At 47.1% G+C, this 25,059-nt stretch carries 22 protein-coding genes, 1 pseudogene and 1 CRISPR repeat array; all 23 genes and pseudogenes read right to left on the bottom strand.

What is annotated here, in order from left to right:
- Window position 1 precedes the first annotated feature (1 nt).
- Window positions 2–565 carry an alkyl hydroperoxide reductase subunit C gene (gene ahpC, locus H8S75_RS02520; RefSeq protein WP_187019080.1) on the bottom strand — a complete coding sequence of 188 codons (564 nt, stop codon included), beginning with the start codon at window positions 563–565 and terminating at the stop codon, window positions 2–4.
- A 214-nt stretch (window positions 566–779) separates the two neighbouring features.
- Window positions 780–998, bottom strand: a complete 219-nt coding sequence (locus H8S75_RS32575) for a hypothetical protein (RefSeq protein ID WP_432764172.1) — start codon at window positions 996–998, stop codon at window positions 780–782.
- A 150-nt stretch (window positions 999–1,148) separates the two neighbouring features.
- Entirely contained in the window at window positions 1,149–2,018 is an 870-nt protein-coding gene (locus H8S75_RS02510; RefSeq protein ID WP_187019078.1) for a DMT family transporter, read from the bottom strand.
- A 12-nt stretch (window positions 2,019–2,030) separates the two neighbouring features.
- The gene (locus tag H8S75_RS02505) at window positions 2,031–2,282 is read right to left on the bottom strand and encodes an RDAC family protein (protein WP_187019077.1); all 252 of its coding nucleotides are present in this window, start codon (window positions 2,280–2,282) and stop codon (window positions 2,031–2,033) included.
- A gap of 88 nt (window positions 2,283–2,370) precedes the next feature.
- Entirely contained in the window at window positions 2,371–3,465 is a 1,095-nt protein-coding gene (gene trpS / locus H8S75_RS02500) for a tryptophan--tRNA ligase (protein WP_187019075.1), read from the bottom strand.
- Between the two features lie 111 nt (window positions 3,466–3,576).
- Window positions 3,577–4,320 (bottom strand): response regulator transcription factor, encoded by a 744-nt coding sequence (locus tag H8S75_RS02495; RefSeq protein WP_187019073.1) that lies wholly within the window; start codon window positions 4,318–4,320, stop codon window positions 3,577–3,579.
- The gene (locus H8S75_RS02490; protein WP_187019071.1) at window positions 4,295–6,091 is read right to left on the bottom strand and encodes a sensor histidine kinase; all 1,797 of its coding nucleotides are present in this window, start codon (window positions 6,089–6,091) and stop codon (window positions 4,295–4,297) included. The genes H8S75_RS02495 and H8S75_RS02490 overlap by 26 nt, the downstream gene beginning before the upstream one ends.
- 19 nt (window positions 6,092–6,110) lie before the next feature.
- Entirely contained in the window at window positions 6,111–8,162 is a 2,052-nt protein-coding gene (locus H8S75_RS02485) for a DUF4838 domain-containing protein (protein ID WP_187019070.1), read from the bottom strand.
- A gap of 4 nt (window positions 8,163–8,166) precedes the next feature.
- A complete protein-coding gene (locus tag H8S75_RS02480; protein ID WP_187019068.1) occupies window positions 8,167–8,985 on the bottom strand; it encodes a carbohydrate ABC transporter permease in 819 nt (272 codons plus the stop codon).
- The gene (locus H8S75_RS02475; protein WP_187019066.1) at window positions 8,982–9,863 is read right to left on the bottom strand and encodes a carbohydrate ABC transporter permease; all 882 of its coding nucleotides are present in this window, start codon (window positions 9,861–9,863) and stop codon (window positions 8,982–8,984) included. The genes H8S75_RS02480 and H8S75_RS02475 overlap by 4 nt, the downstream gene beginning before the upstream one ends.
- Before the next feature lie 62 nt (window positions 9,864–9,925).
- Complete coding sequence (locus H8S75_RS02470) at window positions 9,926–11,320, bottom strand: ABC transporter substrate-binding protein (protein ID WP_187019064.1); 1,395 nt, start codon at window positions 11,318–11,320, stop codon at window positions 9,926–9,928.
- 326 nt (window positions 11,321–11,646) lie between these two features.
- A complete protein-coding gene (locus tag H8S75_RS02465; RefSeq protein WP_243270152.1) occupies window positions 11,647–12,045 on the bottom strand; it encodes a hypothetical protein in 399 nt (132 codons plus the stop codon).
- A 107-nt stretch (window positions 12,046–12,152) separates the two neighbouring features.
- Window positions 12,153–12,521 (bottom strand): GyrI-like domain-containing protein, encoded by a 369-nt coding sequence (locus H8S75_RS02460; protein ID WP_187019651.1) that lies wholly within the window; start codon window positions 12,519–12,521, stop codon window positions 12,153–12,155.
- Window positions 12,522–12,881: 360 nt separating this feature from the next.
- Window positions 12,882–13,193, bottom strand: coding sequence for an AraC family transcriptional regulator (locus tag H8S75_RS33260; RefSeq protein ID WP_349768849.1), 312 nt, complete (start codon window positions 13,191–13,193; stop codon window positions 12,882–12,884).
- Window positions 13,194–13,340: 147 nt separating this feature from the next.
- Window positions 13,341–13,964, bottom strand: coding sequence for an alpha/beta fold hydrolase (locus H8S75_RS02445; protein WP_187019061.1), 624 nt, complete (start codon window positions 13,962–13,964; stop codon window positions 13,341–13,343).
- Between the two features lie 195 nt (window positions 13,965–14,159).
- A CRISPR array of direct repeats spans window positions 14,160–15,600; the repeat unit is 33 nt; unit sequence ATTTCAATCCACTCCGCTATCGCTAGCGGAGAC.
- 174 nt (window positions 15,601–15,774) lie between these two features.
- A complete protein-coding gene (cas2, locus tag H8S75_RS02440) occupies window positions 15,775–16,065 on the bottom strand; it encodes a CRISPR-associated endonuclease Cas2 (RefSeq protein ID WP_187019059.1) in 291 nt (96 codons plus the stop codon).
- 15 nt (window positions 16,066–16,080) lie between these two features.
- Window positions 16,081–17,112, bottom strand: coding sequence for a type I-C CRISPR-associated endonuclease Cas1c (cas1c, locus tag H8S75_RS02435; protein ID WP_187019057.1), 1,032 nt, complete (start codon window positions 17,110–17,112; stop codon window positions 16,081–16,083).
- Window positions 17,109–17,777, bottom strand: a complete 669-nt coding sequence (gene cas4 / locus H8S75_RS02430; RefSeq protein WP_187019055.1) for a CRISPR-associated protein Cas4 — start codon at window positions 17,775–17,777, stop codon at window positions 17,109–17,111. The genes cas1c and cas4 overlap by 4 nt, the downstream gene beginning before the upstream one ends.
- Window positions 17,777–18,667, bottom strand: coding sequence for a type I-C CRISPR-associated protein Cas7/Csd2 (cas7c, locus tag H8S75_RS02425; RefSeq protein WP_187019053.1), 891 nt, complete (start codon window positions 18,665–18,667; stop codon window positions 17,777–17,779). The genes cas4 and cas7c overlap by 1 nt, the downstream gene beginning before the upstream one ends.
- Window position 18,668: 1 nt before the next feature.
- Window positions 18,669–20,426, bottom strand: coding sequence for a type I-C CRISPR-associated protein Cas8c/Csd1 (gene cas8c, locus H8S75_RS02420; RefSeq protein WP_187019052.1), 1,758 nt, complete (start codon window positions 20,424–20,426; stop codon window positions 18,669–18,671).
- Window positions 20,423–21,082 (bottom strand): type I-C CRISPR-associated protein Cas5c, encoded by a 660-nt coding sequence (cas5c, locus tag H8S75_RS02415; protein WP_187019050.1) that lies wholly within the window; start codon window positions 21,080–21,082, stop codon window positions 20,423–20,425. The genes cas8c and cas5c overlap by 4 nt, the downstream gene beginning before the upstream one ends.
- A 39-nt stretch (window positions 21,083–21,121) precedes the next feature.
- A complete protein-coding gene (gene cas3 / locus H8S75_RS33550; protein ID WP_243270170.1) occupies window positions 21,122–23,293 on the bottom strand; it encodes a CRISPR-associated helicase Cas3' in 2,172 nt (723 codons plus the stop codon).
- Window positions 23,294–23,326: 33 nt separating this feature from the next.
- Window positions 23,327–24,853 (bottom strand): annotated as a pseudogene (locus tag H8S75_RS33545) (AAA family ATPase); the annotation flags it as partial.
- Between the last annotated feature and the right edge of the window lie 206 nt (window positions 24,854–25,059).

Genomic DNA, 25,059 nt, shown 5'->3' with positions numbered 1-25,059 from the left:
ATTACAGAAGCCCAACCAGGTTCAGGCTTGGCTTTAACGTCTCAGCACCCGGTTTCCATTTAGCCGGGCAAACCTCGTCGCCATGCTCCGCCACAAACTGGGAAGCCTGCACTCTGCGGAAGAGCTCATCGGCATTTCTGCCCACATTTCCGGCGATCACTTCATAGGCCACGATTTTGCCTTCCGGATTGATAATAAAGGAACCGCGCTCCGCCAGGCCATTCTCTTCGATCATCACATCGAAGTCACGGGCCAGTGTGCCGGTCGGATCCGCCAGCATCGGATACTGAATCTTCTTAATGGTCTTCGAAACGTCATGCCATGCCTTATGCACGAAATGAGTATCGCAGGAGACGCTGTAAATCTCGCATCCGATCTTCTTGAAGTCCTCATACTTGTCCGCCAGATCCTCAAGCTCCGTCGGGCACACAAAGGTAAAATCCGCAGGATAGAAGAAAAATACAGCCCATTTTCCCAGCACACCCTCCTTCGTTACCTCTTTAAATTCATTATTTACAAAACTCTGTACTTTAAACTCTCCGATTTCTTTTCCAATTAATGACATAATTTTTATGTCTCCTTTCTGCCAATTTATCCATAAGTAATATGGTTCATTTATAGGGAAATTATAAGTTAGTTGCATCTAACTTGCAAAAACATTATAGCATCCAGGGATTGGAAAAGTCAATAATCAGTATTGATTATTATTATCGTTTTATTATGCTGAAATTTGGATATATTTTCTATTGTAAAATCAATGATGAGCTTCCTATACCGCCTTACTCCACTACCTCTCCATGAACGCACACTCTTCCGCCATCCGGACACTTCGCATCGAATTGCCTTGCCTGAACAGCTCCATAATCCAATTCCGTCCCATTCTGCAGCGCGAACACATAGGGATAAAGGATATTCATTTCACCATAATCAGGAAGGCTGGCATCACCCTTTACGGAGAAACGGCGGATACGCTCTTTGGAGTTGTCCCTAAAGCAGATTACCTGGACAGCCTGAAGAGTGACGTTGAAAACGCGGTGGAAGAGATTGGGGAAAATCCGGTTTACCTCATCCTGAATCTTTGCCGTGTACGCTCCCCTCATTCGCAGTGCCGAATAAAGCTATGGCAATGCGGAAGCTTGATATCTGCGTCAGGTGTGCGCCTGCGTCCGTCTGTTGTTATAAAGAAACATCACCACCGCCATCACGCAGATCATCACATACCCCAACACGCTGAACCGGTCCGGTACCTGGCCGAATATAACAAAGCCCAGTACGGCGGAAAAGATAATCTGGGAATAATCGTAGACCGAGATCTCCCTGGCCGGGGCATGACAGTACGCCGCGGTGATCGCAAACTGGCCGCCCGCCGCCGCAAGGCCTGCCAGCAGCAGAAATCCCAGCTGTGCCCACGTCATCCCATGGAACCGCACCAGAAGGTAGGGAAGCGTCACCAGACAGGAGAATCCGGAGAAGAAACAGACGATAAACGGCCCCTTCTCCCCACGGATCCCCAGCGACCGCACAAAGGTATAGGCGGCTCCCGCACTCATGCCTCCCAGCAGCCCGATCAGAGCCGGTACAAGCTCCATGTTGAGAGGAGACGGCTTGATGATAAAGAGGCTTCCGGCAAATGCGCCCGCCACGATGACTGCCTGAGCCGGCTTTACCTTTTCCTGTAAAATCAGAAAGCTGAACAGAATCGCAAAAAACGGCGACATCTTGTTAAGCATGGAGGCGTCTGCCAGCACCAGATGATCCACCGCATAAAAATTACAGAGAATTCCGATGGTACCGAACGTGGAACGCAGAATCAGCTGCCACAGATTCTCCTTCTTACCGGAAAAGCCCACGTGATCCCGTTTCATCAGAATGAGTGCAAAGAAAAATGCCACCAGATTCCGGAAAAAACTTTTCTGAATGGACGGCAGATCTCCCGACAGCCTGACAAACAAATTCATCAGCGCGAAGCAGAACGCCGAGCATACGATAAACACAATTCCCTTATAACGCGATTTCATGGCCTGCTGCTCCTATTCATTGAAAAGCCAGAAATTAAGCTTATCGTCGCTGTACTCCAGCTTGTAACGCAGTTTTCCAAAGAATTCCTCCAAAGCCGCGTACAGCTCCTCGTACTGTCCGTCACATCCACACTCACTCAAAGGCTCAATCCAACAGGACTGTTTTCCGCACGCATCCCGCAGATGAATCCTGAAATTTAAGCACTTCTCCTTCAAAAACGCATCACAGTCCACTACCTCACGAAGCGATATCACATTTTTCATTGTTTTACTTCCTTTCTTTCCTAAAATAATTCAACCGCCTTATAAAAACGCTGCCGCATTTTATAAAACGGTTGAACTTCTTCCCACATTATGACTCCTGATTCTTATACTTCTCCGCCTGTGCGGCAATCAGTTCCATATCATCAAAATAGTTGATCTTCATGGCCCTTTTCACGCCGGCCAGCGTATCCGCCGCCACGCGCTCCGCCTTCTCGCTGCCTTCCTTTAATATCTGATAGACAAAAGGAATGTTGGCCTCGTACTCTTTTCTTCTGGCACGGATCGGGGTCAGCTCCTCCTGAAGAACGCTGTTTAAGAACTTCTTCACCTTCACGTCGCCCAGTCCGCCGCGTTTGTAGTGATCCTTCAGCTCATCCAGGTTCTTGTAATCCGGAAGATACTTCTCAAACGCATCTGCCTTACAGAAAGCATCCAGATACGTAAAGACCGTATTGCCCTCGATCTGTCCCGGATCGGAAACCTGAATGTGGTTCGGATCGGTATACATGCTCATGACCTTCTTCTTCACATCGGCCTCGGTATCGGATAAATAGATGCAGTTGCCCAGAGACTTGCTCATCTTCGCCTTTCCGTCGGTTCCCGGAAGTCTTAAGCAGGCCTGGTTGTCAGGAAGCAGAATTTCCGGCTCCACCAGAGCGTCCCCATAGACAGAGTTAAACTTTCTGACGATCTCTCTCGTCTGTTCGATCATCGGCTCCTGGTCCTCGCCTACCGGCACGGTAGTCGCTTTAAATGCCGTGATATCCGCCGCCTGGCTGATGGGATACGTAAAAAAGCCTACCGGGATGCTGGCTTCAAAATTCCTCATGGCGATCTCCGACTTCACAGTCGGGTTTCTCTGAAGCCTGGCAACGGTAACCAGATTCATATAATAAAAGGACAGCTCCGTCAGTTCCGGAATCTGTGACTGTATAAACAGAGTCGATTTTGCAGGGTCAAGGCCGCAGGATAGATAATCCAGAGCCACCTCAATAATATTCTGACGCACCTTCTCCGGGTTGTCCGCATTATCAGTCAAAGCCTGCGCGTCGGCGATCATGATAAATATCTCATCAAACTCACCGGAATTCTGCAGCTCCACCCTGCGTTTTAAGGAGCCCACATAATGGCCTATATGAAGTTTACCCGTTGGCCGGTCCCCCGTCAAAATAATCTTTTTCATGTTGTAATACCTCCAATGTATTAAGCTTTCCCCATTATAGCACAACATGTCTGTCTGTTGCAAGTTTAAATGCCCCTGCGGTTATCTTCGCAGAGGCACGGAAAATGCAGCCTATAAATGAATCCTTTTCCGGTATTCCGCCGGCGACTCGCCATAATACTTCTTATAGCTTTTGCTGAAATAATCGTAATCGCTGTATCCTAAGTTCTCGCAGATCTCAGCAGCCTGGCTTCCCGCCGCCAAAAGCTCCTTCGCCCGCTTCATTCTGCAGTCCAGCAGATAATCCTTAAAGTTATGGCCGGTCTTATCCTTGAAGAGAATGCTGATATAGGACGGGGACACGCCCCAGCTCTCCGACAGCGCCTTTAAGGACACGCCGCCCGGGTTATCTCTTATCTGGCTTAAGATATCTCCCAGCAGCGCATCCGACTGTTTCTCATGAAAACACGATATCTCCTGCTGCCTGTCAAACTGCTCTTCCTTTCTGATCTGTATCATCACGCGGTTAATCAGCTCCAGCAGCTCATCCTGGGCGACCGGCTTCGTCACATACCCGCTGGCCCCAAGGGAAATGGCCTTTTTCGCATAGGCAAAATCCTCATATCCGCTGATAAAAATGATTTTGGAGGCGGAGGAATGCTCCCGGATCTTATCGCTCAGCTCCAGCCCATCCATGCCAGGCATACGGATATCCGTCAGAACGATATCGGGAAACCGCCTTGAATCCGTTATCATACTCCAGGCATCCTCCCCGTCGCAGGCCGTGTCGATTTCCGTAATGCCCGGTACCTCGGATAAGAGATACAGAATACCATCACGGATAAATTTTTCATCCTCTACAATCATCAGATACATCGTCCAAACCTTCCAATCCGATCAGGGGAATGACGACACTGGAAATCACGCCGCCTCCCTTTCTCTCTTTCACTGTCACATAGTACTTCTTTCCGTATAGCATGGCGAGCCGTTCATTAATATTCTGCAGCCCATATCCGCCGTGGTGATAGCGGGCGCCTTCTCTCTGCTTCACGCACAGCCCCACGCCGTCGTCTTCCACCGTGATCACGATGTCATTTTCCCGGCGGACAAAGGAAATGATGATCGTTCCCGGCCCCCGTTTCGGCTCGATCCCGTGAAGGATGGCGTTTTCCACCAGCGGCTGTACGATCAGCTTCGGGCAGACGCACGGCTTCAATTCCTCGTCCACATGAATCTCAAAATCAATTTCCGCCTTCTTATACTGTTCAATGGTGACATAGCTCTGTATATGGCGAACCTCGTCCCCCACTGTATAAAGCTCCTTCCCATGGTTTAAGCTCAGCTTAAAAAAGTCGGAAAGTGACTTCACAATCTTACAGATATCCTGATTGGATGAGCGGTATGACATCCAGTTAATCATATCGAGGGTATTGTACAGGAAATGGGGATTGATCTGCGCTTCGAGGGCTCTTAGGCCCGCCTCCTTCTCCTTGATGCGGGCCTCATAAACCTCGTGAGTCAGACGCTCGATGTTATTGCTCATGGAATTGAACTCATTTCCCAGCCTCCCAATCTCATCCGCCGCGTCGTCCGTCACCCTGACGCTTAAGTTTCCCTGGCTGAAGATCTTCATGCTCTCGGCGATGTTCTGTACCGGTTCCGCCACGGTCCTGGTGATCAAAAGCGACAGATAGATAATGATGCCCATGCTCACCAGACAGATAACGGCAGCCAGAATCCCGATTCCGGCAAATGACCGGACCAGTTCATGGTAATCCTTAAAAATGGCAATCTCCCATCCGGTACCGGCCATATTCTGAAAAAGCACCTGATACCGGCCCGATTCCAGCTTCCAGTCCGCCTTCCACATATCCTCGGAATCCCGGTAGCCCGATACCCGGAATCCGGCCTCATTTAAATCTCCATCCGCAATATCGGCAATACTCCCATTTCCCGCTCCGGAACAGATCAGACCGCCCTCCTCATCGTAAACGGCGATAACCGCATCGGTCTGCACCGTCTTCATCTCTTCCTTCAGCTCATCCGTCCCCACATAGAGAAGCACCCATCCCGTGGTCCTTCCATTGAAATAATTAATAATCTGCCTGGAGAAAACGATAATCTCTTCCCCCTCCTGCTCCGTTCCGTGCCACAGATGCAGCCGGTCCGGACTCTCCTTCGCCCTGGCTCTCGCCTCGCCGGAGAGCGCCGTGTAGCGGTCGTCGAAAATCCCTGTAACGTACTCCCCGTTCCGGTCCAGGATTTCCGCGCGCACACCGCCCTTAATCTGGCTTAATTCAGCCAGCAGCCTGCCCTGCAGATCTCTTGTCAGAGCAGTCCGGTCGAGAAGGCTGATATCCATATTCAGCTTGCGCACACTTTTGACCACATCGGCGTCAGAGGCAAACGCATTGATTCTCTCCTCCTTGGCTCCGGTCACGATTCCGATCCGGTACTGGATCGTCCCCAGCGCCTGTATGGACTGTTCCTCGTAATTGTCCATAATCGTATGGTAAAGCCTGACGCCCATGATGACCCCCAGCACCGCCATCGGCAGAAGTGAAACGATCACAAAACCGATAAACAGCCTTCTCTTCAAGCCAATTCTTCTGAGAAGCGCGGGGATTCGCTTTCTCCTATCCCCCAAGCACGATCCCTCCCTTTTCTTACGTATCAGAGGCCAGGAACTTTTTGTCTCTGTCCTTCACAAACCAGTAGACGTCAAAGCCTTCCTGCCATTCTTCCTCCGTCCTGCACAGATACTCTTTCAGCTTCCGGTATTCCTCCGAAACCCGATCCTCTGCTCCCAGTCTCCTGTATTTTAGCATACTTATGTACATTTCGGCAGCTCTGCCGGAATATAACAGATATTTCCAGGCCAGCCGGTCCTGTATCTTCTCATCCCCAAAATTCTTCTCAAAAAGAGGCCGGTAAGTTCTGATTAAATCGGCCGCCGCTTTCAGCTTTTCCACAGCCTCCGCGCACACTCCCGGATTATCGTTCTCCGGCTGCTCCATATACGATAGTGCAGAGAGCTCCTTACAGTAGGAAAGCACCGCCTCGGCCTGATCACCGTAAATCATGCGGAAATACTTCCGCGCCAGCATTTCAAAGGTACAGCTCCTGTTCCATAGCGTTTCAGCCATCACATACATTCCAAAGCCCGTAGGCGCAAATACCCTGGTTTGCTGACAGCTCACATACCCTTCAAAGCCCGCCTCTTCCAGGTTCACCAGGTCCTCCCACAGGATTTCCGCCGATCCGTAATCTCCCCAGTCCCGGAACTGATTCCACATATAGTGATAATCATATAGAAAGCTGTCCCCCGGAAAAAACTGTTTCCATGCACTGCAGTAATGCATATTTTCCCCCGCATTTACCGGAAATCTGCACTGATTCCGTTTATAAGGCGGAATCAGCGGCGTCTCTTCCACCGGAAGCGGTGCCCGGTAGGATCGGGTAATCGGCGCAAACATGAACACAAATCGCTCCGGATTTAGAAGCTTCGCGCTGACAGGCGGCCACAACAGATCAAAGTACGCCAGAAATACCACCTTAACCGGACTGCCTTCCTTTGAAAGTGCCTCATCCACCTGATTTAAAATCTCAATATACCAGTCAGAAGGCCGTTTCGCAGCGCACGCCCCGCATTCACAGCTGTTGTTTCCGTCATCGGCAAGCCACACATGGACCATGTCCAGCTGAGGATTCCCGTGAATGTAATGAAGGATCTCCCGAACCAGCAATTCTCTCACCAGCGGGTTGGAGCAGCATAGGCTGGTGTTCAGGGGAACGCCATGAAACAGTCCCCTCTTCCCGTCTATCATCGCCAGATACTCCCTGCGCTCCTCCGGCACCTTCTCCTCCCCCATAGGATCCCATCCCGTACCGGGCAGCCCCGCCGCTCCCGTCGTAAAGCCGTGGCCTCCCGCCTGCCAGATCAGCCCCAGCTTCTTTATATGGGGCACGAGAATTTCTTTCACAAATGCGTCCACCTCTTCTTCCGAGGGAACCGGTTCCTTCTCGTAATACGGATTATTTGTATGGAGGTACCACGTCTTGAAAAACTCATAGGGAATCTTAAATTGTGTGAAATACGTGTTAAAGCCCGCCTTCGGAAGCCAGGTCACAAAGCGCATAATATTTTCAAATGACACAGCGCCCTCAATACAGATTCCGCGGTACCGGCTGGAAGCCTCCTCCCTGATATTTACCGTGTGGGGCCCCACCGATGCCGGAATCCGTTCCCCCTCCCGGTCCGGCCTCAGAAATGCAAAGCCCAGCTCTTTTAAATACCGGTAGGCCCCCAGCAGCACGCTGCGGTTATTGGACCCCTTTATGGATCCCCCGAGATCCGTTACTGTGATGGCGTAGGCGTCTACATTCCGCCGAACGGAATGAGAGGGACTCTCCGCTGCATTCCGCCGAACGGAGTGAGAGGAACTTTCCGCTGTATTCCGCCGAACGGAGTGAGAGGAACTTTCCGCTGTATCCCGCTGGCAGGAATGAGGAGAACGCTCCAGACACTGCCCTTCCTTTCCCCAAAACTCCTCCGGTGTCACTGCCAGCTCCAGTATCTTCATATACGGGCTGTGCGTCTCCTGCACCGAGGTCCAGGCGGACACGCCGGCCAGGCTTAAGTAACGTTTTAGTTCCTCCGCCGCGTAGAGGATCGTTTCCCGTTCATTGCGGCACAAAATCAGTACACTTTCTCTCATCTGCTCATCCTTTCACGGAACCGGAAGTCAATCCGCCCACCAAATACTTTTGTGCAAATATAATCATGACGAACGCCGGAAGAACCGCGATGGTTGCCGCCGCGCTCATGGAAGCCCAGTCTGTCGTATTCTGCATCATAAACTGCCGGATTCCCACTGACAGCGTCCGCAGATTCTTATCCTGGATAAAAATACTGGCGATCGTATACTCATTCCACACATTCATCAGAGTAAACACTCCCACCGACGCCACTCCAGGCAGGGAAAACGGGAGGATGATCCTCCAATACGCCTGAAAGCGGCTGCATCCGTCGATCATGGCAGCCTCATCCAGCTCCGTCGGAATATCATCGAAAAACCCTTTCAGGGTCCAGATACCGAACGGCAGATTGATGGCCGTATAGATGAGGATAAGGCTGAAATGGGTATCCACCAGATGAAACCGGCTGAGAGTCACATACAGCGGAATCATAATCAGCATGGCCGGCAGCATCTGAAGGATAATTAGAAACATTGTATACCCGTCAAAAAACACGCCGCGGCACCGTGACAGTCCGAAACCGGCCATCGTAGAAAATGCCACACACAGCGCCGTCACGATCAGCGCCACGAAGATCGTGTTGACGAGAGACTGTGCAAAAGAGGTCCTGGTAAGCACATGGATAAAGTTATCCAGCGTGGGATGCAGCGTGAACAGCGAAACGGTTGACAGCGTCTCGGATCTCGGTTTTAGCGCGGTTCCAATCATGGACAGAACCGGTAAATTGGCGGCCGCGCAGAAAAAGATCAGAAGCGCATAGATGATCCCCTTTTTATTTTTCATACGTCATCCTTTCCCTTCTGCATTTTCATGTAAACTGCGCAGAAGAACAGAAGAATCACAAGAGTCATCATGGAAATGGCGGATGCATACCCCATCTGTCCCCGGTAGAACGCGGTATTATATGTATAGATCGGAAGCGTAAAGGTCGCCTCCAGCGGCCCGCCCTGCGTCAGAAGATAGATAATATCAAAATTGTTAAAGCCCCAGATGAACATCAGAGTCACGACCACCATGCTCACGTTCCGGATCATCGGCAGTGTAATATAGAAAAATGTCTTGATTCCCGTGGCCCCATCCATCCTGGCCGATTCGTAGACATCCTCCGGAACGCCCTGGAGCCCGGCCAGCAGCGACATACACATAAACGGATACGATTTCCACGTTCCCACCACGATGCATGTGATCCGCGCCATCCTCTGATCCGCAAAGAACAGAATCGGCCCATCCGTCAGATGCAGTCTCTGCAGAATCACGTTCACGATTCCCGACTGGTCATTTAAGATCCACAGCCAGTTCGCCGTAGCCACTACGGTCGGTATCGCCCATGGAATCAGAATCAGACCGCGAAACAGCGCTCTTCCCTTAATCTTCTGATTCAGCAGAACGGCCAGAAAGAGTCCCAGCACGTAGCTGGCGGCCACACAGATAAACGCATATTCCAGGGAATACACCAGGGACGGCCCCATGGTCCCGTCCGAAAACAGCTTGATAAAATTGGCAGCGCCCGTAAACCGGACCGTCTGTCCTTTCTTTAAAATATTCGTATTGGTAACACTTAAATAAATGCTGTTAAACAGCGGATAAAAGCTGACCAGCAACAGAATGATCGTCGGCATGACCAGCATTTTAAGGCCAAACCTTCTTCGGTTTTTCTCCATCAGCAGTCCCTCCTTTTTTAATGAAGGTCCGGCCTTTTATAAAAGCCGGACCTCTCTGGTCACTACTCTTCTGTTGCGATGTCGATTGCTTCCTGGATCTTTTCTGCCTGAATTCTGGCGATCTCATCGGTATCCACTTTACCGTTAAGCGCCTCCTGTGCGCTGTAATTCATCGTCTGCTCTCCATTTACCTGAGAGAATCCCGGGAAAATGTTCTCGATCGGCCATGTACACGGTACTGCGGTCGGCACGATCTTATTTAACACGCCCTGGGCAACCTTGTTGTTAAAGGTCTCACCGCTGAAGAAGGATTTCTTCGCCGGATACGCCCAGCATCCGCCTTCGGTATATAAAGCGCTGCTGTTCTCTGCCCACCATTTTACAAACTTCTTCGCTTCCTCCGGGTGCTTTGTCTGTGAGAATGCCATCAGAGCATCACTAAAGCTGGAGGTTCTGACCGCGGTTCCGTCCGGTCCCTTAAATGCGCTGTAAACCTCGGTATTTTCCAGAATCTCCGGATAGTCAAAAATGGAAGCCGGGAAGCTGGTAAACCAGAACACGGACTTGCCGCTGTAATACAGTTTCTCCGCATCCGCCGATTTATGTCCCAGAACACCATCAGCCACATAGCCTTTTTCCTTGAATGTTTTAAACAGATCGATGGCCGCCTTATATCTGTCATCCGTACTTCCCGGCGTACCGTCCTCCTTCACGATTCCGGCGTCATTGCTCATGGCGAAGCACATGAAATAGTGCCACAGTCCCATGTCGGCTCCCGCGAAATCCAGAGGAGTCAGATCCGGGCGAACCTCTTTGATCTTCTCACACGCCGCCAGCAGTTCATCCCAGGTCTCCGGAACCTTTTCGATTCCGCACTCCTTTAAATAATCGCTGCGGTAAAAGATTCCTCTGTATCCCACCATATAAGGAACTGCGATCTGATCTCCGTCGTAAGTAAATGATTTCATTGTGGCTTCCCCATAGTCATCAATGGTTCCATCCTGTTTCCACTCCGCCACTACGTCATTAAGTTCCAGAGCCTCGCCCATTCTGGCGTACATATCCGGAAGATCCAGAGCCACACTGGCCACGTCCGGCGCCGCATTAGAGCTGACTGCGGTTAAAAACAGCTGGTAATAATTATCCCACGGCTGTACCGTAACCTCGATATTCACGCCTGGATTCTCGCTCTCATACTGTGCAATCAGTTTTTCGCAGGTCTCTAAGTAGGCGTCGTCGCTTCCGTAGTTCATCTCCCAGAACTGCAGCGTTATCTCGTCCTTCTTCTCCTCTTTGGCTGTCTGTGCCACGGTCTCTGCTTTCGCGGTAGTCGTCTCCGCCTCCGTTTTCGCTCCGGCCGTGTCACCCGCTCCGGAAGTGCCGCTGTTCCCCGCACAACCGCAAAGTCCCGCCATGACGGCCGCTGTCAGCGTCAGAGTAATCCATCTCTTCTTCATTGTAAAACCTCCCTCTCGTTTGTCCTCTTGATCTGTTGCTTGTCCCCTTACCCTGGAGCGTGTTTGAGAATTTCTTATCGTCAGCTTTGCGTTACACTTTGTGGGAGATTTGGTCCCCATGAAGGAAGCGTAGTGGGCTACGCTGACCAAATTGGGGCCAAATAAACCGCGAAGTGGTGCCTGCAGATGGCGGATATGAATTTTCAAACACACTCCAGCTTTCATAGCTTCCTTATGTCAAAACTTCTTACTGCCTGATAAGTCTATTATAAGTAAGAGGAGGGACAATCTTCAACGGAGATAATTTTATAAAACCTGTAAATTTTTTACTTTCGCTCGGCTGAATTCTTCGGCATGGCTGAAGTCTCCGGCATGGCTGAAGTCTCCGGCATGGCTGAAGTCTCCGACACGGCTGAAGTCTCCAGCCGGTCCTCCAATAAAGCCTTTGAGATCTTCATTGCATGGATTATCTTTGCGTACCGCCTAAACTGTGCCGTCCCCTTCTCGTATTTCGACTGGGCCTTCTCACATTTACTGATGATGGAAACAATTGGAGGAACCGTTGATTTCAGTTCCTCCATTAAAGAGCTTTCTCCCAATATTTCGCAATTGTCCAGTGCTTCGTATTTCCTAGTCTCTTCGTATTTCCTAGTCTCTTCGTATTTCCCCGTCTCTTCGCATTTCCTCGTCTCTTCACAACTCGCCGCGGACAGTCGCTCCCCCATTCGCAAAAGTTCTGTTTCAACCAGTTCCTTTGAGAGATATAGCGCCCTAATTCTGTTTTTCTCCTAATTTCCGTTGGCTTCCACTGTTTACCAAAATTACAGCCATTTTATGAATTCTTCTCAATTGGAATCCATAGCTGGCACACATACTTATCCGACTGCTTATCTCCCGCCGGATAAACCTGAATATCAAGTCCGCTGCAGGGTTGGTATTCGCTGCTGGGGAAGATTTCAGAATAGACCGTATGCTGCATTTCCTGAAAAGCGCCGGGAATAGGACCAACACATTCAAAGACCGCCCAGGTGTGTGCCGGAATCTTCTCCACGCTTAATTCTTCCGCAACCGTTGCTCCATCATACATCATGCCGATCGCATAGACAAATTCGTTCGCTTGCGGATTTTCACTCAGGCAAAGCCCAAGCAGTGCATCTCCAAAGATCCCTTCCTTCGGATTCCGTTCAAACAGCTCAAGCATAGTCTTATCTCTCCAGCACTCTCCCCAAAACTCTGGCAGCTGCCTGTTGCTGGTCTCCAAATCACAGGAAAATTTATCTTTTTTACGATAACCTCTAACTCACCCATCTTTTCAATTCTGTACTTCATGGTACTGCCTCCGTCTAAAATAAGTTTTACAGAAAGGCGTGAAAAGGATTTTAACTTTGCTCTGCCCGATTTGGCCTGTACTGGCGTTATCCCATGAAAACGCGAAAACGCTCTTCCAAAACTCTCCGGCGAATCATAGCCATACTTAAAAGCCGCATCAATCACCTTTATATCAGTAGACGCCAGTACAGCATTGCGTAAGTTTCGGTGAATTATGTGCTTGATATTTGCGTCAGGAGCGCGTCCGCGAAGCGACGGCGTAGTGGACCCTACGTCTAGCTTCGTGGGCGTGATCCTGACGTGAATAGCGAGTGCAGAATTCACTGGAACTTATGCAACGCTGTACTGGTTCACTACCGGCAAGTGTGAGCCGCCTCATCCTGATATATTCCCCCAGAGAGTATCCGCACAAAATTCCAAATACCCGCTGAAAATGGTACGGTGAATAATTTGCCTGTGCCGCAATATCCGCCGCTTCCAGTTCTTCTGTCAGATGACTCTCAATATAGTCAATCGCCTTCTTCAAGCCGCTGATCCAGTTCATCCTCTCATCTCCTTCCGTATAGCCCTATTCTATCCTGTCATCGCAGATTCATCCTGACTTTTTATGCTCCCGGATGTCAGTATACCACGGTCTTTCACCACCTGCTCGTTGTTGTCCATACACCACGGTTCCTGTCAGGTTCCCATCCTACTTTTCTTCGTAAAACGCCTCAAGAATTTCAGCCAGTTTTTCCGGCGCCTCCACATTCACTTCGTGCCCGCAGCCTTCCAATATCTCTATTCTCGCCCCATGAATCTTCTCTGCCATCATTTCAGCCGCCCCTCTGTTCGCCCGATCCTTCTCCCCGCAAACGATCAGCGTCCTGCAATCCACTTTATCCAAATCTTCTTTGAAATCCAATGCCATCATAGATTTTGTCAACTGAATCAGTTCTCTCTTACCTACCCCCATTTTCTTAAAAATACCATTCGGCATCAACCGAAATATCATATTCTGCAATCTTAAAAGCCCCTTCGGCATCACGCACTGTCCCCCTATCAAGACCAGCGACTTTACCCTTCCCGGATGCTCCACCACATAATTTAACGCAATCACAGCGCCCAAAGAAAGACCACAAAGTCCAAACTCCGTTTTTATAGACTCACAATACGTCGAAAAAGCCTTATATACTTTTCTGTATGAAATCTCTGATCCCTCTTTAAATGCAAATACGTTCAGACATTGAATCTCTTCCTGTTCTCTCATGCAGGAAACTGTTTTATTCCAACTATCTGGCCCCTGTCCAAGTCCATGTATAAAAATGTACTTCACTCTTTGCTCTCCTTAACCTATCTATTTACTTTTATCGTTTATAAACTGATTTTTTGCATAAATTTAATATACTCTGCTATTACTGAATGGAGTCCCCTCAACGATTTATTTCTGCAATAATCTTACGATTTTAAAACACACAGCTAGCGATGGCGGAAGCGTCTACAAAGCTGAGATGTTCATAGCTGCGGGTGTATTTCAATCCACTCCGCTATCGCTAGCGGAGACCTTCCAGTCGGATTGACAGCTTTGGCGGATCCGTATTTCAATCCACTCCGCTATCGCTAGCGGAGACCCAGACATTAATGTATGCCGATTATGTTAGTGCAATTTCAATCCACTCCGCTATCGCTAGCGGAGACCGAGTACGTTATATTTTCTGTGCGCCAAACTGTAAATTTCAATCCACTCCGCTATCGCTAGCGGAGACCCGGAGAAGATGGAGCGCCGGGTAAAATGGTATGAATTTCAATCCACTCCGCTATCGCTAGCGGAGACTATGGCAAAGCAAATATGTATGATACAGCGTACAATTTCAATCCACTCCGCTATCGCTAGCGGAGACGTTCACGGCACTGGCGTCATTTTCGACGTCAAAGATTTCAATCCACTCCGCTATCGCTAGCGGAGACCAAATGCAGGAGGCGGCAACTCCGTCATAATGAATTTCAATCCACTCCGCTATCGCTAGCGGAGACCGGCTGTTGCTGGATGTGCATAAACCGTATCCGTATTTCAATCCACTCCGCTATCGCTAGCGGAGACAGGAGAATGAAACTGATAGACTACGTTTGTGAAAATTTCAATCCACTCCGCTATCGCTAGCGGAGACAACGGAAGCATACATGGGCGAAGTACTGTTTCCAATTTCAATCCACTCCGCTATCGCTAGCGGAGACTATTACCAAAACGGCGCAGGATAGTTATTTAGGATTTCAATCCACTCCGCTATCGCTAGCGGAGACTCATTGACGGGCAGAAAATTACCGGATTGGAGCCATTTCAATCCACTCCGCTATCGCTAGCGGAGACATTGCAGCCGCAGGGATCGTGGATCCGGATTTAAAATTTCAATCCACTCCGCTATCGCTAGCGGAGACATCCATAATAAAGTGCCCCAGTTCGTGCATTAATATTTCAATCCACTCCGCTATCGCTAGCGGAGACCGCATCTAGCTGTTCCTGTGATATATCCTGAGAGATTTCAATCCACTCCGCTATCGCTAGCGGAGACTACAAAAAATGCAGCAACGGCGGTGAGATTCGAATTTCAATCCACTCCGCTATCGCTAGCGGAGACGGAATGCAGCGCCGTGCCCGGGATCCGGTGACCGGATTTCAATCCACTCCGCTATCGCTAGCGGAGACAAAAGATGGTCATTTAGTAACCGATACCGTAAAATTTCAATCCACTCCGCTATCGCTAGCGGAGACGGTCAGACTACTGCCGCTAATACTACGATCATTAAATTTCAATCCACTCCGCTATCGCTAGCGGAGACACCTGATTGATATAGTTGTTTCTGCTGATTCATCATTTCAATCCACTCCGCTATCGCTAGCGGAGACGCCAGTAGATTGCGAAATGAGGTTCGAGGAAGAAATTTCAATCCACTCCGCTATCGCTAGCGGAGACAGCAAATTCGCATATATTATACCATACAACCAGCAATAATTATATGCATTTTGCATACTTTTCATTAAATCAATATATCCAATTTCCCAATACTCCCTGCATAACTGCAAAATTTCCGGTGCGAACCTCTCAGGGAATTTATGATCACTTCCGGTTCGCACCATAAATTCGCTTCTAAAAGATAAGAGGTTTTTCTACATTTACTCCCTTCTCTACACCAAAATGTTCCACCTTCGTGTCATGTTTGTTACCCAAATAATAAAACCTCAGACTGTAAACATTCACATCAATCAGATCTTTCAACACCGCTTTTAACATCACGCACTGGGCATTATCCACAATACATTCAAAAACTGAATTTTGTACCCTGGTACCATAGTTTACACATTGCTTTGCAACTTTACGCAACCTTGTTTTCCCCTCAGCGGTCTCGGTATTTACATCATAGGTAATCAGCACTAACATCTTGAAAAACGCCTCCTACTTCCAGAAAAATGGCGGATACTCATCCAAATCCCCTCTTAAATATCGTGCCAGCAGCATTGCCTGAACAAACGGAATCATCCCCCACTCCACCTTTTCACCTAAATAAGGATGTGTGATAACTTCCTTTTTTCTGTTTTGCCACTCTGTCAGTAGTTGCTTTCTGGCCTGGTCCGTCATAATAACAGCGCCATCTTCCTTCTTAGAAAAATCTTTACCGCTAACCATTTTTCGATTGATCAGCCCTAATACAAAACGATCTGCGAGCACTGGACGGAGTTCTTCGATCAGGTCAAGAGCCAGCGACGCCCTCCCTGGCCGATCCGTATGCATGAAGCCCACATAGGGATCAAGCCCAACCGTTTCCAGCGCAGAAGCCACCATATTTGTTAAAAGAGTATATACAAATGACAGCATGGCATTTACATTGTCTAACGGCGGCCGTTTATTTCTCCCGGAGAACTTAAAATCTTTTTTCTGCTGTAAGATCAATTGGTCAAAGACTCTAAAGTAAACACTGGCCGCTTCTCCTTCATATCCCCTAAGCTGAGCCATGTCCGTACACTCCAAAACATAGTTTAATGACTGCTGCATAAATACAGATGCACGCTTAAGCGCCTCCACATCGACCTGTAATCCATGATCCCGAGTGGCGCGCTCCAGAACCCATTTCCCATTATAAATCTTACCAAGAATACAATTCTTTGCCACTCCCAGGCTAAAATCAGCATTTTCAGAAGCTTCGTACTGCTTCTTTCGTAAAACAACATTTCCCCTGACACTGCCGGTTACTCTCGCCAGGAATTTCCCCTGAGGTGTCATAAAACACAGAGAAATATCACGCATCGCGCAGCCGCCCATAAGGGCCGGGCTGACCCCTTTGTAGCCAAAGCAGACAATCGATTCCAGATTATGCAGGGGAATCCGCCCCAACTCCTGCTCTTTATCCAGAATCACTACATTTTCGCCATCCAATGAGAGATAACTATCCGGAGAAGTCACGTACAAAGTATTTAACAGTTTTTTCAAGGCGTTTCCTCCTCCATAATTTTCTCACGCACATATTCTTTCACAGAAGGAATTTTCCCCAGCTTCGGCATACAAATATCCTTCAAAGAACAGGCGTTACAGCTTTTGGACCATTTTACCTTAGGGGTATATTGCTTATCAAAAAGCTGATGCATTTCCTGAAAATACTTCCTTACCTGAGTTCTCAAATCCTCTGTGAACAAAACCTTCTCTCTGTGCCGTATTTCACCGTAATAAATGGCGCCTTCCGTTATTTCCGCAGAAAGCATTTCCTCCAGACACATGGCCTGCGCGGTAAGCTGTAACATATCGATGGGAATATCTTTCGGCTTTCCTCTCTTATACTCGATCGGGTAAACCCGAAATAGTCCCCTGTGCCCGTAAAGCGGAACGCCCTCCTCCGCTCTGTGAAACTCTACAATATCACAACTCCCGGATATCCCCATCGTTCTGGACTGCACCGGCAATCCCCGGCTGATAATCACATCAGACCGCTTCTCCGTGGCCCAGGTATCATGGGCACGTTCATGGAGCAGTTCCCCTTCCACCGTTCTCTCATTCTCCTGCCACTGCTGTTCAATGTGAATAAGTGCCCACTGTCTCCTGCAAAATGCAAAATGCTGGATTCCTGAAAGCATCAGATAATCCTCTTCCTTATAGTCCATTATATTTTCCTTAAGACTTCTACTGTTTCCGGGATCTGCTCCTCATGGATGGTAATCGTATAATCGCTGTATTTTCTGGGATAATCCACATCGTCATGTTTCTTCACCTCTATCGCATCAAACAGCTTATAAGCCGGGCAGTCGCCTAACTCTTTGCTGTGTTTAAAGACAATCAGTTCCCGAACAGCCATCTTTCCTCTGGCCGCAGAATGATCGATTTCAAACATATTGATAATTGCTTCCCACAGAAGTTCCAGATCCTCTTCTGAAAAACCGGTGACCTTTCTCGCTAAGTTCGCCGATATGTATCCTTCCGTCCGATACAACGCATAGGGTACAATATTCTTTCGTCCCATTTCCGTACTCTTCATTTCGGCATCTTTTTCCGTGGTAATCGCTACTCTGGTAATCGTCACTTCCTGACTGACAATCGGATCAATGCTTCTGGAAAATCCCAGCTGCACCGGTCCCCGAACCTGTCCGCAGTTCAACGCAGCCTTTACAAAGGTTGTCATCACCGCGCCAAACGTACGGATATCAAAAAAATTACGGCACATGAAATCACAAATCTTCCGATCCACCTCCGGATCTTTCTTCTTTAAATCTTTTATTCCCTTATCATCAGTCCCCAGGTATTCATAGGCAGTATTATCGCTTCTGTTTAAGGGAACATCTTCTTTAATGTATATTTGATAGCCTTCGCTGTCCTCCTTCACGGTCTCCACGTAATTGCGAATCTTGCGCTTTAAGCATACATCCGTCACGATTCCATAACCACTTTCCGGATCAATTCTGGGAAGATTTCCCGCATCAGGGTCACCATTGGGATTCCCATTTTCTACATCAAATAAGATTACAAACTCATACCGGTTTTTGATTACATCTGCCATCTTACACTTCCTCCTTTGACTTTTTCTCATATCTTTTCTGGGTCTGATGATAATATCCCAATATAAACCTGCCCTGGGCATCTAAATTCAACCGTTTCGGTACTTCCGTTATCTTACTCTGAAGGGCTCCAAGCATTTTTTCATAGTAAATTTCCTTGCCTTTTTGATTCATCTTCCGTAAATGACTGTTTTTCAGTTTAAACAAAATCGGAAAGATGGATGCCGGAGTTGCACACGCAGAATTAAAGTACTTATCTTTAATGGTCGCATTAATTCCTGGATTGGCATCCTCCTGTATGGCCTCCAGCACAGCAAATTCCTGACCCAGTATATATGCAACATCATTGCTGTTATCATTCAGTTCCATGGTAATTTCCTCCTCACTGCCTCCTCTGTTTTTTAACAGAAACGCCTTGATCATGGCGGCTCTTCCCCGCGTAATTTTATAACTGTGGCTGTCGCTGTCATCCTGTTCCGACCGTATTCTTCCGATCACTGCCTGATACATGCTTTCCGGGTAATTGCTTCCCGAAATAACAGCCCGATACAGACTTCCCGCCATATTGGGAGCCGGTTTCTTATCCTTTGACTTCTTGTTCACCGTCTCAGACAGCAGTCTCCATACTCCCAGATACTCCATACGGTCGCCGGCCGGCCTCACAATACGCAGCCTGTCGTAATGATCTTTCACATGCCGCAAAATATTTCCAAAGCTGTCCTGATAGAAAAATCGTACCGACAGCCTGGCCGCATTCGGAGACAGTCCCAGTATATAGAATTTCTGGTCCATGGAGAGGCTTTCTTCCACATCATCTACATCCACCGCCTTGCCTGCCGCCAGGTTTTTGAACACCCCGTCTACAATCTCCTGATTATCTGCCGTCGGCTCCATCATAAAAGAAAATGTCCGGTTATACGCCTCTTCTCCATCTTCCGCCCAATAGACAACCGCCGTATCTCCAATCAAAGTCATATGATCCCGATCCGAAAGAAGATAATTTAAAGCTGTCGTATACGCATAAGCTGCATACGTACTGACCGGCGCATTATAACTCTGCTCTTTTCCATACGATTCAAAAGCCGGTGCATTAAACGATACCAATGCGGCCCCGCTGGACTGGGCGCCTGGTACGCCTTTTATTGTTCCATGAATCCTCGCAATCTCTGCCTGTTTTCCTGTCACAAGGCAGATTCCTTCCGTTCCTTCTCCTGGCTGCTGGCTGTATGTTTCCCAGGCCGCTTTGATAGCAGGGTCCTCCTGAACAAACTCGTCTCCAACAAAGAAAATCAAATTCCCCCCTGCCAGAATTTCTTCCAATACCTCCGACAGCGCAGCATGTCCCATGGCTTTTTCCGGCTTCCAGGTTTTAAAATATAGAGTCACCGCCCTGGCTGCCCTGCTGTCCACATCTTCCAGAATCTCCAGATGTTTCTCTTTTGCCGCCTCAAAACACTCCAGAGAACGTTCCGGCTTTCCTTTATTATCAATTCCAAGCAGATAACTGGAATTATCACAGAGGAAGTTGGCCGAAACCCCAGAAGAACGGGCTACCATCTGCGGAACCCTTCTGATCGCAGGCACTTCGACCATCTTCTTCCCCCTCTCAACAGATTCTTTCAGAGGAATAACACGGATCAGCTCTCCTTCTTCCGAAAGCTCCAAACCAAAAGACACCTTTGCCGAACACCAGCCCGGACTGGTTATTTTCCCCTTTTGCTCCAAACTCTCATAATATGTTACCAAAGACTGTAGGATCATCGCACCACCTCCTGATCCCGAACCTCCAACACTCCATCCTTTAATACAGCCCGGAAAAACATTGGCTGTATATCTTCCGGATTGGTATAATCAAAATCATAAAGCATATAACCTAAATCCTTTTCCACGCCCTGATATTCCGTCGCCACAGTATCGTCCTCACAGAGTTCAAATTTAGCAGGAAATTCCCGGCAGCCGAAGTACGGCGTATGGTAACATTCTCCCCGTCTCAGCCTCCGCATGATAATATCTTTGAATTTCCCCGGATTATCCTCATCGCTGGCATGTTCTGTCATGTCAAAATGTGCCTCGATAACATAGTCTACATCCCGAAGCAAAATTGCTGCCCTCTGTACGATCTCCTGGCGGCTGCTGATAAACAGCGGCTTATTTCCTCCGTTCATTACTGTTAAAGCACTGCTGGCTGAAACCTTACTTTTCACCTCGTTTCGGCGTATGCTGGTAAACCGAATTAGATTTTTCACATAAATCCTGTCAACGACCCATTTCATTCCGGGATGCCAGTAGACTGCTTCCAATATCCCTCTCGCTGCCGAAGGCGTGATCACATCGTAACTGCATCGTTCTACTTTCATCTCCGGCCGGGTAAAAAGGGCCAAATCTCCCCAAACCCGTACCCGTACACCACGGCTCATGTTTGTCCTCCTTCCAATCGCGTTCTCCTATTTTCAAAATTATAAGAAAACCGCCTCCCCTCTTTCAACATTCAGAACCAGACCCATTTCCTCTGTATACTGATCTGAATTTCTCAAACGATAGAACTTTAAATCAAGCGCTTCCAATTTACCTGCGCCGTTTAATTTTTCAAAATCCTGTTCATATACATTCACACAGTAATGACCCGCCTCCCGGACAAGCTGGCGGGAATGTTCCCCACGGCGTATTCGCGCAACAATATCCTGTGCTTCCGGTTCCCTATCAACCAAAATCGTCTTTGTGCTGCCATCTTCTATTAAGCAAAACGCTTTTGCAACATCTGCAAAAGGAAACAGGCCGGTACGCCCGCCCTTTTCTAATTGATCCACGATCCCCTTTACATCTAATCCCCTGTCGCCTTTATAATAATACAGGCGTTTGAAATACTCATGAATTGCCTCCAGTGACGCAATGTCATCATATTTCTCTGCCGTCTGCTCCGCGGCGGCAATAGGCTGCTTTAATTCTGCCGGGAGATGAATCCCCTCTGTCTTACCCAGAGTGAACACCATCGTATGACATTCTTCTCTGCTTCTTTTCCCCTCACGGTTGCATCTTCCCGCCGCCTGAATAACAGAGTCAATGCCAGCCAGTTCCCTGTACACCGTTTGGAAATCAAAATCCACTCCTGCTTCGACAAGGCTGGTAGCAATCAGCCTGCACGCCTTTCCATCGATTAAGCGATCCCTTATTTCCTGTAAAAGCTTTTTTCGATGCTCCGGATACATCAGCGTAGATAGATGATACGTCCCCTCTCCTTTTACTGCCTCATAAACGCGCTGCACCTGTCGCCTGCTGTTTAATATACAAAGCACCTGATTTTCCTGTCTCAAAAGAGATGCCAGCTCTTCTTCCGAAATTTTTCCTATTTCCTGAATATCCGTTCGCTTAAAGAACTCATACTGTCCTCTCACATCCGGGCAAATCTCTTTGCATTTCATCGTCTCCGGGAAAAATTGCTGTAACGACGGCTGCGTTGCGGTACACAGCACGGAACTGCAACGATAATTAACAATCAGCTCTGTAATCGCCCGTATACACGGCTGCAAATATCTCACCGGCAGCATCTGCGCCTCATCAAAAATAATCACACTGTTGGCGATATTATGAAGCTTTCTGCATTTTGATGTTTTATTTGAAAATAATGATTCAAAGAATTGAACATTGGTTGTTACAATCACAGGCTTGTCCCAATTTTCTGCAGCCAGCTGGGACTGCATCAGTTCCTCTTCACTTTCAAACACCACATTGCAATGATCTTCCAATACATTATCAGGCCCCAGAATGTGTTTAAAGACTGCCGCATTCTGCTCAATGATACTCGTGTATGGAATCACATATATGATATGCTGTTTTTCATACTTTATGGCATGTTGAAGGGCAAATGCCAGGGAAGAAACCGTCTTGCCCCCGCCGGTAGGTACGGTTAACTGAAAAAGTCCTGATGGCTCCTTTCCCGTTTCCAAACATGCCTTCAATATCTCTGTTCGTCTTCCATTAACCGTATTTCTGTCGGTATTGGTCAGCCAGGGCGATATAGAATCCTGTACACGCTGGAATAAATCCGCCATGGTATCATACGTCCCACGTGGTACTGGATTTTCAGCCATGAAGCTTTCTGTATCCAGATAATCCCCATCCACCAGACACGAAAACAGCATACGGATAAAAAATGAAGCGGTAAAGCCAAATTCTCCTAAAGGCTGCAAGGCAGGCACCGGAAACGCCGGAATCTCTATCTCTTTCTCAAAAGCATGGTAATCTTCAAGACCTTTCTTCAGCCGTCCCATGAGGGTAGCTTCTCCAGCACAGTCCGCACGGGTGCCGCCATTTAACAACCCCGAGTGATGGCCGGAAATGCAATATGCCGCATAGATATTCTTTCTTTTATATAGTTCCTGTGCCCCTGCAGTCGCATGGTCCGTGATACTTCCACCTTGAAGACGTTTTTGGAACTTGTCGGAATATTTTCCGATATCGTGGATCAGGCCACAGCCAAATCCCCATTCTCTGCAATTAAAGGCGGAGGCGAAATCGCCTGCAAGCTTGGCGGTTCCATGGCAGTGGGCATTGACAGATTGTTTGCGAGTCTTGTCTTGGCTTATATGGGCATAATAATCATCTTCATATTTATCTTTGGAGAAGTTCATAATTTCAATCCTGCATTCATGTTTTTTCTTGTCCTTTTTATAGTTAATTCCCACTAAATAAACGCTATCTACCCTACCTTTTAAATTACTGACATAATCTCTTTCTTTTATTTGATCAATAGCCTCAGCTACACTCCCATTATATTTTAATTCTATAATAATACCAGGATACCCTAAACGCTTTGGATACATAATGCAATCTGCATATCCTTTGCCAGTTTTTCCTTCAAAATTCAACTCATATTCATCTTGCGCAGCATAAAATGCTAAATGGATAACACATTTTAACGTATGTTCATTATTATACTCTTTAAATTCTTGCATTTCGTCATGAAGAACTTCCAACATATATGCTACTTTATCTTCTTTCTGCTTTAAAACGGCAGATAACAGATCTTTGGATTGCTTTAAAAGCTTAGGGACTGTAGCCCATGACATTTTTTTTATAGTTTTAAAAAATTCAATTCTAATTTCTTTATTGGGAATACTCACCTTTCCATTACTATAAGTCAAATACCCCATATGAATAAGGGCTGTAAATATCTCCTCCTTATTGCTGAAGCTATCCAAATCGTTAAAAAAGCTCGGAATATCTATAGTTTCACTTTCTCCCGCAAATAATTTTGTCACAGATTCTATGAGTCCATCAAAATCCATAGTAATATATTCTTCTAACTCTGTATAACCTCCCGTACTATTCCAATAATCGTTGCATTTCTTACTTTCCAAAGCCTCTTTCACAGAACAGGGATTATACATTTTTTCTGTTTCAGATAATAAATAGCCTCCATACCATTCCGCCAATTCATTCTCGTCCATATCTGTATTTTCACACAGCAAAGCCATCTCCTGATATGTAAAACCAAAATAAGGAGCCGTCATACCTGGCATTACCATCGTATATTCTTTAAACATATTAAGTGCTGAACCTGTATTATATTTTTTAATTGGCAGTATTCCGGTCATATATACCAATTCAATATAATTTTTATCTTTAAAAAAATGTTTAAGAAAGCTTAAAAACAAAACTTGTTCTGCTCTTTCTCCTTTATGAAACCTAAATACACAATCCCATTCATCTATCAAAAATATAAATTTATCCCCATATAGTTGCCTTATTTTATCAAAAATAGCTTCTACATTCTCATTATTACATAAAATTTCAGAATATGTATTTTTTATATCCTCGAGTATATCTTGTGTGAACCTTTCAATTCCTTCCAATACTGTACCTTGTTCAAAATAATCAGCGAAATTAATATAGAAAACATTATGGTTATTTAGATGCTCCTTGTACGATTTCTTTTCCATGATTTTGAGATTCATGAATAAGTAGTCCGAATCGCTCCCTTTCGTATAGTAGGAGGCCAACATCTCCAGTACCGTAGTTTTTCCAAATCGTCTGGGTCTGCTCACGCAAATAAACTTTTCTTTTGTGGAAATTTTTTTATTTACTTCTTTAATGATCAAAGATTTGTCTACAAAAAAAGAGCCTCTTTTTACATCTTCAAAGCCATCTGTAATATCGCTACGATTTAAAAAGTGATAATATTTTTGCATAAATCACCTCCACTTAGGCTCATCCATATAGCGGTCGTCACTTTGCACAATATCAGTTTACTATACCTCATTTTACAAGTCAACTTGTACAATAGCAAAAATATTTTAATAAACTATTTGAGGGCAATAAGGTTGCAAATAAAGGCTGTCACACCTATGATTTATCAATCACTTGTGCGACAGCCCCATTCTACAATCTGAATTCA

The sequence above is a fragment of the Hungatella hominis genome, from assembly GCF_014288005.1.
GTDB classification, from domain to species: Bacteria; Bacillota; Clostridia; order Lachnospirales; family Lachnospiraceae; genus Hungatella; species Hungatella effluvii.
This window is presented reverse-complemented; position numbering and strand designations above follow the sequence as displayed.